The following is a 12,903-nucleotide window of genomic DNA, read 5'->3' on the forward strand; positions in this document are numbered from 1 at the left end:
ATTGACCCGCCCGGCCGCACTCCCGATATAGTCGACGAAGCGATATAGTCGAAGTCTCCATGGACCAAGCGACGCCCATCCTCCTTGCCGACCCCCGCCCACTGGTCGACCCGTTCCAGCGGACGATCTCCTATCTGCGCGTGTCGGTGACGGATCGCTGCGACTTCCGCTGCGTCTACTGCATGTCGGAAGACATGACCTTCCTGCCGAAGCGCGACCTGCTGACCCTGGAGGAGCTCGACCGTCTCTGCTCGATCTTCATCGGACGCGGTGTGCGCAAGCTGAGATTGACCGGCGGCGAGCCGCTGGTGCGGCGGGACATCATAACCCTGTTCCGCTCGCTCTCGCGTCATCTCGACAGCGGCGCACTCGAAGAGCTCACCGTCACCACCAACGGATCGCAGCTCGCGAAATATGCCGCGGACCTCGCCGCCTGCGGCGTCAAGCGCATCAACGTCTCGCTCGACACGCTCGATCCCGACAAGTTCCGCAAGATCACGCGCTGGGGCGATCTCAATCAGGTGATGCGCGGGATCGATGCGGCGCAGGCGGCCGGCCTCAAGATCAAGATCAACGCGGTGGCGCTGAAAGGCGTCAACGAGGACGAGTTCGAGAGCCTGATCGATTGGGCGCATGGCCGCGGCATGGACTTGACCTTCATCGAGGTGATGCCGCTCGGCGACATCGAGCCGTCGCGCATCGACCAGTTTCTGCCGCTCTCCATGCTGCGCGCGCGGCTGATGGATCGCTACACGCTCGATGAGATCGATTATGCGACGGGCGGCCCAGCGCGCTATGTGCGCGTGCGCGAGACAGGCGGGCGGCTCGGCTTCATCACGCCGATGACGCATAATTTCTGCGAGAGTTGCAATCGCGTGCGGCTCACCTGCACGGGCACGCTCTATATGTGCCTGGGACAGGAGGATGCGGCCGATCTGCGCGCGCCTTTGCGCGCCTCGATGTCGGATGATCCTGTCTCGGATGCGATCGATCGCGCCATCCTGCGCAAGCCGCGCGGCCATGACTTCATCATCGATCGCAGAAAGCGCGCGCCCTCCGTCGGGCGCCATATGAGCATGACCGGCGGCTGAGCAAAGCCGCCTCGCTTCAATCCTAGATCTGATAGGCGGTGCGCAGACCGCCCCAGTGACGACCGCGCACCACGATCGGCGCGTCGATCTCCTTGAGAAGATCGATGCGGCCATCGCCCATGTCGCGCGCATAGGTCTGGATCACGAAGGGACGACGGCTGCGCGCGGCGATAATGCCGCTGCGATCATCGAAGATGCGGCGATTGCGGCAGTTCATCGTGTTCCAAGCGACTTCGCCCGGCCGCTGCGGCTGCGAATAAATGCGGTTGTGGACCGGCAGATAGCCGTTGCGATCGACGCTGGCGCAGAAGACGATCTGGGAATCAGACGCCAGCGCCGCTTCCTGAATCGGCGGCAGCGTCGTCTCCAGAAACGACAGCGCGCGATTGATGAATTGCGGCGGGCTGGTGCCGCCAATCAACCTGTAATCGACATCGAACAATTCGTCTTCGGTGATGGTCCGCGACGCAATGCCCTGCTCCAGCGCCTCCGCCACCTTCGCCGCAATATTCTGCGTGCGCGTGATCAGCGGGAGATGTTTCGCGATGGCGTCGGCGATGACGCGGCTCAACGCCATCTTTCCACTCTGGTCGATCTGCGAGATGTCGCAATGGACGCCGAGACCCGTGGTCGAGACGATCCTGGCCGTACAGCGTCCGACGCCAGCCACTTCGAGATCGAGCAAGGCGCCTGCGGGAAGCGGCGTGCCCGCGACCGGACGCAAGAGAAAGCCGCCCTCGGCGACGTCGACGCTCACCGTCTGCAGCCGCCGCGCGCCGAGATTGATCGTGACCGGCAGCTCGATCGGCAGACGATCATGGCGACGCCGGTCGCCGAATTCGGTCTGACGGATCACTGAAACGAAACGACGCGCCAGCGTCTCGATGTCCTGCTGGATCTGCGACACAACCGAGGCGGCGATCGACGTGCGGGCGACGCCCTGCTCGGAATCGCGGGAGATGAGATCGGCCAGTCCGCCGACCTGATCGACGAAAGCCGATGTTTCGTTGGCGCGCCGGGCGAACCCGTTGACCGACGCCACCTGCTCGGTGACCGCCTGCGCGACCGACTCGAAGAGCGGCTGGTTCGCCTGCGTCAGTTCGATGATGCCCTCGACGGAGCTGATGGTCGCCGCCGCGGTCTGGCTGCCATGAAGCGCCTTGCGGCGAATTTCCTCGGCGGCGCGCCCTGTCGCCTGGGCGAGCGCCTTCACCTCGCCGGCGACCACTGCGAAGCCCCTGCCCGCCTCGCCGGCGCGCGCCGCCTCGATCGTGGCGTTGAGAGCGAGCAGGTTGGTTTGCTGCGCGATCTTGCCGATCGAGCCGACCATGGCGTCGATCTGGGCTGTGGCGTCCCCGAGCGCAGCCAGCGCCGATCGCACCGCGTTCGCGGCATTGGCGATCTTGTCCGACTGCGAGGCCGCGCGCTCGACGATATTCGCGATCTCGTGGGCCGTGCTCGCCATCTGGTCCGAGTTGCGCGCGAGTTCATTGGCGCCTTCGGCGGCCGCGCCGGTCGCTTCCCTGAGCTCGGCGCTGCGGTTATGCGCGGCGTTCATCGCCTCGGCGAGCGACTCGGCCGAGGCGCGCGTCTCCTCGACCTTCGATGCGACGCTGCGAATGGCGCGCGCCACGTCGACCTCGATCAGGTCAAGTGTTTCGGAGAACAGCGTGTCGCGGGCGTTCTCGCGCTCCTCGGCGCTTGAGGATTCGGCGGGTTGCGCGGCTGGAACAGCCGTGAGGAGCGGCGCTGCGCTCTCAAGATCGGGCGCCGTGGCCCGCCGCCTGCCGGTTATGAAGCGAGCGAGTCCTAACACCTTGCAGCACCATCGCGATCTGCCTCATTCGTAACCATTCAGGGTTAAGGAATCACTTCGGACGCGCTACAGACGTCAACCATCCCGAACGACCGGCCAACCCGGCAAGGCTTCCTCCTCCATGGCGTCTCCCGCCGACAATCGCCGCGGCATCCTCGCGATGCTCGGTTCGGTCGTCGTCTTTCTCATCAGCGACCTGTGCATTCGCCTTGTTTCGTCGCTTCCGACCGGCGAGATCATGGCGCTGCGCGGCGTGATCGCATCAATCGCCCTTCTGCTCGCCTGCGTCCTCTCGGGCGCGTTGCGGCGCGCGGGCGATATATTTCGCCCGCTCGTGCTGACGCGCTCCGGGATGGAAATCGCAATCGCCGTGCTGTTCATCAACGCGCTGCCCTATCTGCCCTTCGCCAACGTCAATGCGACCACGCTGGCGTCTTCGCTCGTTGCGACCGCGATCGCGGCGGTGACGGGCGTCGAGCAGGTGGGAGCGCGCCGCTGGGCGGCGCTGGCGATCGGCTTTGTCGGCGTCATCATCGTGCTTCGGCCCGACGCGAGCGCGGTCCACCCGGCCGCCATCATGCTCGCCGTCTCAACCTTCTGCGTCGGAGCGCGCGACGTGCTGACGCGCCGGATCGATCCAAAGACGCCGACCCTGCTGATCTCGCTTGCGAGCACGCTGGCTGTCACGACGGCGGGATTTCTGATCGGTGCGACGGTCGAAAGGGATTGGCGCTGGCTGACAGCCCACGAGACGATCATGCTCGCGGGCTCCGCCTGCGCGGTCGCGGCCGGCAACGTCATGATCGTTCATGCGTTCCGGGGGGCCGACGTCGCCGTGGTGGCGCCGTTCCGATACACCTCGCTCGTCTTCGCCATCGTCGCGGGCTTCCTGATCTGGCGCGAGACGCCCGACGGCTGGAGCCTGCTCGGCGCGCTGCTGATCGTCGGCAGCGGCCTCTACACGATCTGGCGCGAGCGCGTCCGCGCCCAGCGGGCGGCGATCGCGGCCATGTCGGCTGGCGGCGGCAAGACGTGAGACCCCAACGTCAACGCGGGCGCCAACCGGGGGGACCTGCCTTCAACTTTAGCGTTGTTACCTTTCGGGACCGGTTGGCAGCATAACTGATCTGCGCTAGCAGCGGCTTGAGCGCGGGCGGCCGTCATATGGCTGCAATCAACAATCACCGCGCCCAAGGAGGGGATGGTGGCGTCTGAGGGATTGAGCCGCGAAAGCGTGCGGGACGACTCGTCCCTGAAGATCGTCTACGTCCTGATCGGCCTCGGTTTTGCGGCCCTGATGTATTTCTACCCCCGCGAGTTCTCGGGCCTGACGCTCCGTCCGCTGCGGGAGATCTTCGGCGATCGCCAGGGCAACCTCATCCAGCTCGCCGCCATGTTCGCCATCGGCTGGACGCTGCTCTTCTCGCCGGTGGGGATGATCGCATCCAGCACGATCGATGCGGTGACGACGCTGGTCGGCCGCTATGTCGCCTGGCTCATTCTCCTCGCGATCATCATCTCGACGGTCAACGCCATCATCCGCAAGCTGTTCGACCGCTCATCGAACGCCTGGCTCGAAGGCCAATGGGTGCTGTTCGGCGCCGTGTTCCTGTTGTGCGCGTCATGGACGCTGTGGTCGAACGAGCATATCCGCATCGACATCGTGAACAGCCGCTTCTCCAAGCGCGTGCGCGACTGGATCGACGTCTTCGGCCACGCGATCTTCCTTTTGCCGCTCACGATCATCATGAGCTATCATTCCTGGCCGTTCTTCACGCGCTCCTACGCCATCAACGAGCAATCGCTGAATGCGGGCGGCCTGCCGCAATGGCCGAGCAAATTCCTCGTCTTCGCCGGCTTCGTCGTTCTCTTCTTCCAGGCGATTTCCGAACTCATCAAGCGCGTCGCGATCATGCGCGGCGAGATCATCGATCCGCACGCCGGCGGCGGCGGCCATCAGGCGGCGGCGGAGGCCGAAGCGCAGCGGCTTCTCGAAGTCGCGGAAGCCGAAGCTGCGGCGCTCGCCGCGGCCAAGAAGTAACAGCGGGATCGGATTTTCTCGATGCGTCTTTCCTCCCGTTCTGTTCTCGCCGCCGCGCTTCTCGCCGCCTACGCGCTTGTCGCATTCGCGGAGCCGGCTCTCGCCGCCGACGGCTTCGCCAATTTCCTGCGCGCCAATATGGCGCCTGTCATGTTCGGTGCGCTGATCCTGTTCCTGCTGCTCGGCTATCCCGTCGCATTCGCGCTCGCGGCCAACGGCCTGATCTTCGCCGTCGTCGGCATCGAACTCGGCCTGTTCCAGGAAAACTTCCTGCAGGCGCTGCCGGAACGCATCTACGGCACGATGAACAATGACGTGCTGCTGGCGATCCCGTTCTTCACCTTCATGGGTCTCGTGCTTGAACGCTCGGGCATGGCGGAAGATCTGCTCGACACGATCGGACAGCTCTTCGGCCCGGTGCGCGGCGGCCTCGCCTACGCCGTGATCTTCGTCGGCGCGCTGCTCGCCGCCACGACCGGCGTCGTCGCCGCTTCTGTCATCGCGATGGGCCTGATCTCGCTGCCGATCATGATGCGCTATGGCTATGACCGACGCGTCGCGTCCGGCGTGATCGCGGCGTCGGGCACGCTGGCGCAGATCATCCCGCCGTCGCTGGTGTTGATCGTCATGGCGGACCAGCTCGGCCGCTCCGTCGGCGACATGTATGAAGGCGCATTCATCCCGGGCCTCGTGCTCGCAGGCCTCTACGCAGTCTTCATCTTCATCGTCTCGATCGCGCGCCCATCCTATGTGCCGGGCCTGCCGCTCGAAGCGATCGGCTATCGCGAGGATGATGGCGCGCGCGGCGTGTGGCAGCTCGGCGTGCTGGTGCTGTTCTCTGGCATCGTCGGCTACTACGTCATGGATCAGACGGGCATGCGCATGTCCGCCGATTTCGTCGTGCTGGCGATGTCGATCGGCATCGTGGTGTCGTTCCTCTGCGCGGTGTTCAATCGCTGGCTCGGCGCGCGCAACGTCGTGGTGACGGCTGTTGTCGCCGCCGCGCTCATCGCCGGCTGGTATTTCCTCAAGCAGAACGGCTGGATCAGGAGCGGCTATCTCGCCGAAGCGCTCGCCGCCGGCGCCATCTACGCGCTTGTCGTCGGCGTCCTCGAACGGACGACAGGCTTCCGCCTGATGTCGCGCATGGCGGAGCAGACGACCTTCGTCATGGTGCCGCCGCTGGCGCTGATCTTCCTCGTGCTCGGCACCATCTTCATCGGCCTTGCGACGCCGACGGAAGGCGGCGCGATGGGCGCCATGGGCGCGCTGATCCTCGCCGGCATCAAGCGCTACATGAGCGGGGAGACGCACCGCCTCAACTTCGACGTGGTGCGCTCGGCGACGGAGTCGACCGCGAAACTCTCAGCCTTCGTGCTGTTCATCCTGCTCGGCGCGCGCGTGTTCTCGCTGACCTTCTATGGCGTCAACGGCCATGTCTGGGTCGAGCATCTGCTGACGTCGCTGCCGGGCGGCCAGATCGGCTTCCTCATCGTTGTCAACATCCTGATCTTCGTGCTGGCGTTCTTCCTCGACTTCTTCGAGCTCGCCTTCATCGCGGTGCCGCTCATCGGACCGGCTGCGGACAAGCTTGGCATCGATCTGATCTGGTTCGGCGTGATGCTTGGCGTGAACATGCAGACGAGCTTCATGCATCCGCCCTTCGGCTTCGCGCTCTTCTTCCTGCGGTCGGTCGCGCCGAAAGACCCTTACAAGGATCGCGTCACCGGCAAGATGATGCCGGCGATCAAGACGTCCGAAATTTACTGGGGCGCCGTGCCGTTCGTCATCATCCAGTGCATCATGGTGGCGCTTGTCGTGATCTTCCCGCAGATGGTGATGCACTACAAGCGCTCGAACGTGCAGCTCGATCAGAAGTCGATCGATCAGCAGCTCAACAATCTCGCGCCTCCGGGCGGCGGCGATCTGCCGGGCATTCCGCAGATCGACGTCACGCAGCCGCCGAAAATCTGAGGACGAGCAGTCGTCTCGCGCGGCGCGGCCACATGGCCGCGCCGCCGCATCTACTGTCTCAATTCAACAGATCTGGACGCGCTACCAGCGCCGGTCCTGAAGCGAGCCCGTCGCGACATTGCCGCCGCCGCGCACCACCGTGCGAAGCTGGCCGAGCTCCGTTTCGGTCCGCGCGTCGAGTTCGACCATCGCGCCGGAACGCGTTCCCGAATAGGCGTCGCGCGAGCGTCCGCCGCCATAACCGAATTCGAAGCGCGCCTCTCCGCCGAGCCGCACGCAGGTGTTCGAGCCTTCGAGCTTGAAAAATCCGGGACCATATTGCGGGCATGGCCGCATCGATCGCGCCGGTCCGGCGTCGCGGGACATGCCGGTCGCCGAGCGCTGGCCGGGAATCCGTTCGCCCAGCTGCTGCGCGGACGCCACAGCGGGCGCGAGCAATGCAAGGCAGGCGATGAAGAGCTTCATGAAGCTGGTTGTCCGCTGACCAAGCGTCGAAATCAAGGCGCGAAAAAAGGCGGCGCCCGAAGGCGCCGCCTTTCCCCTCCCCCCTTGATCTCGCCTCAACTGCGCGTGCGCGCCCGGATCATGAAGTTGTCAAAGGTGTATTCCGCCACCTGCCACCAGAGATACTGGTCGCTCCGGAAGGCGGTGATGTTGTCGTAGACCTTCTTGAAGTCGGCGTTCTTCGCCGCGGTTTCCGTGTAGAGCTCGTTCGCCGCCTTGTAGCTGACTTCGAGCACCTCCTGCGGGAAGGGCCGAAGCTGCGCGCCGCCGCCAACGAGTCTCTTCAGCGCGCCTGGATTGCGCGCGTCATATTTCGCCTGGCAGTCGACGCCGGCATATTGCGCGGCCGAATGAATGATCGACTGATAGGCCTTCGGCAGCGCATTCCACTTTTCAATATTGATGAAGTTATGCAGCTCAGCGCCGCCCTCCCACCAGCCGGGATAATAATAAAACGGCGCGACCTTGTTGAAGCCGAGCTTCTCGTCGTCGTAGGGGCCGACCCATTCGGCCGCGTCGATCGTGCCTTTTTCGAGCGCGGGATAGATGTCGCCGCCGGCGATCTGCTGGGGAATGACGCCCATCTTCGCCATCACCTGGCCGGCGAAACCGCCGATGCGCATCTTCACGCCGCGCAGATCCTCGGACGTCTTGATTTCCTTCCGGAACCAGCCGCCCATCTGACAACCGGTGTTGCCGCAGGGAATGCCGTAGATGTTCGCCTTCTTGTAGAATTCGTTCAGCAGATCATTGCCGCCGCCATAGAAGAACCAGGCCTTCTGCTGGCGCGCATTGAGGCCGAAAGGCAGCGCCGTGCCGAACGCGTAGGTCGGATCCTTGCCAACATAGTAGTAGGACGCGGTGTGGCACATCTCGACAGTGCCGGCCGTCACCGCATCCGCGGCCTGCAGGCCGGGAATGATTTCACCCGCGGCGAAGACCTGAATCTGGAACTTGTTGTCGGTCGCTTCCGCAACTGCTTTCGCGAACACTTCGGACACTCCGAAGAGCGTGTCGAGCGACTTCGGAAAACTCGACGTCAGCCGCCATTTGAGCTCCGGCATTGACTGGGCGACCGCGGGCGCGGCGACCGCGGCCGCCGCGCTTCCAACGCCGGCGACCTTCATGAATTGACGACGCTTCATGCTTTTCCTCCCCTGCACAGGCTCAAATGGCCCGCTTTCAGTGGCGGCAGGAGGCCATAGGCTTCGAGAAATTGCAACAGCGCATGGCTGCCATGCAGCGGGGATACGGGTCTGGCGGATGCTACTAAAGTCGCAACGCCTTCAATGCCGGCGCAGCCCGGCAAACAAAAAAGGCGGCGCCCAGCGCCGCCTTCTCCGCCTTCGTCGAGGCGTCTTTTCAACCGCGCGCGCGGGCGCGGATCATGAAATTGTCGAAGGTGTATTCGGCGACCTGCCACCAGAGGTAGCCGTCTTGGCGCTGCTGAACCATCGCCTCGATCGCCTTCTTGAAGTCGGGATTCTTCGCGCTGATTTCAGCCCACAACTCCGTGCTCGCCTTGTAGCAGGCTTCCATCACATCTTGCGGGAAGGGGCGAAGCTGCGCGCCGGCGCCGACGAGACGACGCAACGCCGGAGCGTTCACGATGTCATACTTCGCCTGCATCCAGGTGTTGGCGTAGGTGCAGGCGTTGTTCAGCACCGCCTGATACTGCTTCGGCAGCGCATTGAACTTCTCGATGTTGAAGAAGGCGTGGACCGTCGGGCCGCCCTCCCAGAAACCGGGATAGTAATAGAACGGCGCGACCTTGTTGAAGCCGAGCTTCTCGTCGTCATAGGGGCCGACCCATTCGGCGCCGTCGATCGTGCCCTTTTCCAGCGCGGGATAGATGTCGCCGCCACCGATCTGCTGCGGAATGACGCCGAGTTTCTGCAGGACCTGACCGGCGATGCCGCCGATGCGGAACTTCAGGCCCTGGAGATCGGCGACCGTCTTGATCTCCTTGCGGAACCAGCCGCCCATCTGCGCGCCGGTGTTGCCGCAGGGCATGCCGACAGCGTTGAACTTCTTGTAGAACTCGTTGAACAGCTCGTTGCCGCCGCCCTGGAACAACCACGCATTCTGCTGGCGCGCATTGAGGCCGAACGGCACCGACGCCGCGATCGCGAAGGTCGGGTCCTTGCCGACATAGTAGTAGGACACCGTGTGGCAGGCTTCGATCGTATTGTTGCTGACCGCGTCGAGCGCCTGCAGCGCGGGCACGAGTTCGCCGGCGGCGAACACCTGAATCTGGAACTTGCCGTCGGTGAGGTCCGACACCTGCTTGGCCATCACTTCGGCCGCGCCATAGATCGTATCGAGCGACTTCGGGAAGCTCGAGGCGAGACGCCATTTCACTTCCGGCATCGATTGCGCGATCGCGGGGCTCGCGACCGCTGCGGCCGCGGCTCCAACGCCCGCGACTTTCATCACATCACGACGCTTCACAGCCATGTTTCACTCCCTAAAACCGTCCATGCGGTTGGCCCGCCATGGGCCGCTTATGGGAAGCCGGCTTTCCCTTGTCCATCCCCCAGCGGCTAAGTGGCTAACGCCGTTGCGAATCCTGCGGGGCTCCGCGATGATCCGCCCAAGAAATGATCAGTGAGGAACGCCGTGGCGATCATCAACTATCTGACCACGGTCAGGCTCGATTTCGGCGCGCTTTCGGCGCTGCCGGAGGACATGGCTGCGATCGGGCTGACAAAGCCGCTGATCGTGACCGACAAGGGCGTTGTTCAGGCGGGCCTGACGGCGCGCGTCATCGCAGCGCTGCCCGCTGGCTGCCGCCATGCGCTCCATGACGACACGCCGACCAATCCGACCGAGGAAGCAGTCGAAGAGGCGCTGGCGATCTACAGGGCGGAGCAGTGCGATGGGCTGATCGCGATCGGCGGCGGCTCGCCGATGGATCTCGCCAAGGGCGTCGCCATTCTCGCGACGCATCCCGGCCCGCTGCAGCAATATTGCGCCGTACTCGGCGGCACGCCGAAAATCACCGCGGCGACGGCGCCCGTGATCGCGATCCCCACAACCGCCGGCACTGGCAGCGAAGTCGGACGTGGCGCCGTGATCTCGTTCCGCGACGGGCGCAAGCTCGGCATCCTGTCGCCTCATCTTCTGCCGAAGCGCGCCATCTGCGATCCTGATCTCACACTTGGCCTGCCGCCCGTTATCACCGCTGCGACCGGCATGGATGCGATCACCCATTGCATCGAGTGCTACATCTCGCCGGTCGACAATCCGGTCGCGGGCGCGATCGCCATCGACGGCCTGGCGCGCGGCGCGAAATTCCTGCCGCGCGCGGTGGCGAATGGCGGCGATCGCGAAGCGCGCCGGGAAATGATGATCGCGGCGATGATGGGCGCGATGGCGTTCCAAAAAGGTCTCGGCGCCGTGCACGCGCTGTCGCATCCGCTCGGCGCGCTGCGCGAATTCAAGCTGCATCACGGCGCGCTCAACGCGGTGCTGCTACCGCATGTGCTGCGCTTCAATCAGACCGACGACGCCGCGCGCGCGAAATATGCGGGCGTGCGACGCGCGATGGATCTCGCGCCTGACGCCGATGTGGCTGATGTCGTCAGCAAGCTTGTCGCCAGCATCGGGCTGCCGACAAAATTGTCGGAAATGGGCGTGCCGTCGCAGGTGCTGCCGGCGATCGCGAAGGCCGCGCTGCTCGATCACACGCACGCGACCAACGCGCGCGCGGCGACGGAAGAGGATTATCACGGGATATTGGAAGCGGCGTACTAAAAATTTCCTTCTCCCGTGGGAGAAGGTGGTCTGCGAAGCAGACCGGATGAGGGAAAAGCGCGAACAGTCGGGATCACCTGATGGCTTTCCGCGAGCCGACAAGCGAGAGAACTCAGTTCGCCCGCAAGCAGCGTCGGCTTTCAACACGCTGCGAAGACGAGTTGTGGCGCGAACTTCGTGGACGAAAGCTGGGCGGGTGGAAATTCAAGCGACAAGCGCCCATCGGTCGCTATTTCGTGGATTTCTTTTGCGACACCGCGCGGCTGATTGTGGAGGCGGACGGACCGGCCCATGATACGGACGAACAACGCGCGCACGATCGACAGCGTGATGTATGGTTCAGGAGTCACAGATATCGTGTGCCGAGATTTGGCCAGGATGAGATTTTCAGTGATATGAGCTGCGTTCTCAGGCTTATCGCTGATGCTCTCGCACAAACTCAGCAAGTGTGAGGTTCACCCTCATCAGCCCCGTATTCGCGGCACAGCTTCTCCCAAGGAAGAAGCGGCCAATCCTGATTGTAGGCGCTATTCGATCACAATCCGCGGCGGCGCTCGTCGCGGCGCGCCGCCTTCGAGCTGATCCTTCACCGCGCGCGCGATCGCGAGATAGGCCGCAGCGTGTGGACCATCCGGCGCCGTCGCGACGACAGGCCGTCCGGCGTCCGACGTCTCCCTGATGTCGATATGCAGCGGCACCTCGCCGAGGAACGGCACGCCGACGCGTTCGGCCTCGTGGCGCGCGCCGCCATGGCCGAAAATATTCGAGGTCTGGCCGCAGTGTGGACAGATGAACGTGCTCATATTCTCGACGAGGCCGAGGATCGGCACTTCGGTCTTGCGGAACATGGCGACGCCGCGACGCGCGTCGAGCAGCGCCAGATCCTGCGGCGTCGACACGATCACCGCGCCGGCGAGCGGCACGGCCTGCGCGATGGTGAGCTGCGCGTCGCCGGTGCCCGGCGGCATGTCGACCACCAGCACATCAAGCTCGCCCCAGGCGACCTCGCGCAGCATCTGCTGCAGCGCGCTCATCACCATCGGGCCGCGCCAGATCATCGCGGTTTCTTCCTCGACGAGGAAGCCGATGGACATGACCTTGAGGCCGTATCCTTCCATCGGTTCGAGCATGCGCTTCTCGCCGGGGACGAGATGCGGCTTGCCCTTGATCGCCATGAGACGCGGAACCGAGGGGCCGTAGATGTCGGCGTCGAGCAGCCCGACCTTCAGCCCCAGTTTCGCCAGCGCCAGCGCGAGATTGCAGGCCGTGGTCGACTTGCCGACGCCGCCCTTCCCCGAGGCGACGGCGATGATGTTCTTCACGCCCGCAATCGCGGCGCGCGCGCTCGCGGCCTGCGCGCGCGGGCCGGGCGCGCGCTGCGCAGCCGCAGGACCGGCCGCGCGTTCGGCGGTCAATGTCACGACGACGCTTTCGACGCCCGGCGCAGCCTTCACCGCGGCCTCCGCCCGCTCCCGCATGGGGGCCATATCCTTCGCCCGGGCCGGATCGACGGCGATCGAGAAATAGACCTTGCCGCCCTGCACGACCACGTCGGACAGCGCGCCCGACCGCGGAAGCGGCGTCACGCCGTCGGGACCCGCCACAGCGGCGAGCCGCGCCATGACCTCTTCCTTGCCGATCATCGCCCAATCCTTTGGTTAGCCGCACATATGTGAGCGGCCAGCGGCGGGGTCAATTGCGGCGGCGCGAACCTTGCGGCG

Annotated in this window: 11 protein-coding genes; 6 read left to right on the forward strand and 5 right to left on the reverse strand. The window is 64.6% G+C overall.

Features of this window, described 5'->3' with window-relative positions; genetic code table 11:
* Window positions 1-59 precede the first annotated feature (59 nt).
* The gene (moaA, locus tag L8F45_RS13695; protein WP_342358442.1) at window positions 60-1,091 is read left to right on the forward strand and encodes a GTP 3',8-cyclase MoaA; all 1,032 of its coding nucleotides are present in this window, start codon (window positions 60-62) and stop codon (window positions 1,089-1,091) included.
* Between the two features lie 22 nt (window positions 1,092-1,113).
* Here moaA and L8F45_RS13700 read toward each other — a convergent pair whose 3' ends face one another.
* The gene (locus L8F45_RS13700) at window positions 1,114-2,907 is read right to left on the reverse strand and encodes a methyl-accepting chemotaxis protein (RefSeq protein WP_342358443.1); all 1,794 of its coding nucleotides are present in this window, start codon (window positions 2,905-2,907) and stop codon (window positions 1,114-1,116) included.
* 121 nt (window positions 2,908-3,028) lie between these two features.
* Between L8F45_RS13700 and L8F45_RS13705 the strand changes: the two genes are divergently transcribed.
* The 3 genes from L8F45_RS13705 (at window position 3,029) to L8F45_RS13715 (ending at window position 6,922) form a co-directional block, all read left to right on the forward strand.
* The gene (locus tag L8F45_RS13705; protein ID WP_342358444.1) at window positions 3,029-3,943 is read left to right on the forward strand and encodes a DMT family transporter; all 915 of its coding nucleotides are present in this window, start codon (window positions 3,029-3,031) and stop codon (window positions 3,941-3,943) included.
* Window positions 3,944-4,342: 399 nt separating this feature from the next.
* A complete protein-coding gene (locus L8F45_RS13710; RefSeq protein ID WP_342363443.1) occupies window positions 4,343-4,948 on the forward strand; it encodes a TRAP transporter small permease subunit in 606 nt (201 codons plus the stop codon).
* 138 nt (window positions 4,949-5,086) lie between these two features.
* On the forward strand, window positions 5,087-6,922 hold the full coding sequence (locus L8F45_RS13715; protein ID WP_342363444.1) for a TRAP transporter large permease: 1,836 nt from the start codon (window positions 5,087-5,089) through the stop codon (window positions 6,920-6,922).
* 81 nt (window positions 6,923-7,003) lie between these two features.
* On the opposite strand, the gene L8F45_RS13720 is transcribed toward L8F45_RS13715, so the two are convergent.
* The 3 genes from L8F45_RS13720 to L8F45_RS13730 all read right to left on the reverse strand — a co-directional run bounded on the left by L8F45_RS13720 (window position 7,004) and on the right by L8F45_RS13730 (window position 9,877).
* Window positions 7,004-7,387, reverse strand: a complete 384-nt coding sequence (locus L8F45_RS13720; protein ID WP_342358445.1) for a porin — start codon at window positions 7,385-7,387, stop codon at window positions 7,004-7,006.
* Between the two features lie 95 nt (window positions 7,388-7,482).
* Window positions 7,483-8,571, reverse strand: a complete 1,089-nt coding sequence (locus L8F45_RS13725; protein WP_342358446.1) for a TRAP transporter substrate-binding protein — start codon at window positions 8,569-8,571, stop codon at window positions 7,483-7,485.
* Between the two features lie 217 nt (window positions 8,572-8,788).
* Window positions 8,789-9,877: a TRAP transporter substrate-binding protein gene (locus tag L8F45_RS13730; RefSeq protein ID WP_342363445.1), complete on the reverse strand. Its 1,089-nt coding sequence runs from the start codon at window positions 9,875-9,877 to the stop codon at window positions 8,789-8,791.
* A gap of 168 nt (window positions 9,878-10,045) precedes the next feature.
* Between L8F45_RS13730 and L8F45_RS13735 the strand changes: the two genes are divergently transcribed.
* Window positions 10,046-11,182: an iron-containing alcohol dehydrogenase gene (locus L8F45_RS13735; protein WP_342358447.1), complete on the forward strand. Its 1,137-nt coding sequence runs from the start codon at window positions 10,046-10,048 to the stop codon at window positions 11,180-11,182.
* Between the two features lie 80 nt (window positions 11,183-11,262).
* On the forward strand, window positions 11,263-11,634 hold the full coding sequence (locus L8F45_RS13740) for an endonuclease domain-containing protein (RefSeq protein ID WP_342358448.1): 372 nt from the start codon (window positions 11,263-11,265) through the stop codon (window positions 11,632-11,634).
* A gap of 75 nt (window positions 11,635-11,709) precedes the next feature.
* On the opposite strand, the gene apbC is transcribed toward L8F45_RS13740, so the two are convergent.
* Window positions 11,710-12,825, reverse strand: a complete 1,116-nt coding sequence (gene apbC / locus L8F45_RS13745) for an iron-sulfur cluster carrier protein ApbC (protein WP_342358449.1) — start codon at window positions 12,823-12,825, stop codon at window positions 11,710-11,712.
* Window positions 12,826-12,903: the final 78 nt, after the last annotated feature.

Origin of the sequence: Terrirubrum flagellatum (assembly GCF_022059845.1) — a bacterium.
Classification (GTDB): Bacteria; Pseudomonadota; Alphaproteobacteria; order Rhizobiales; family Beijerinckiaceae; genus Terrirubrum; species Terrirubrum flagellatum.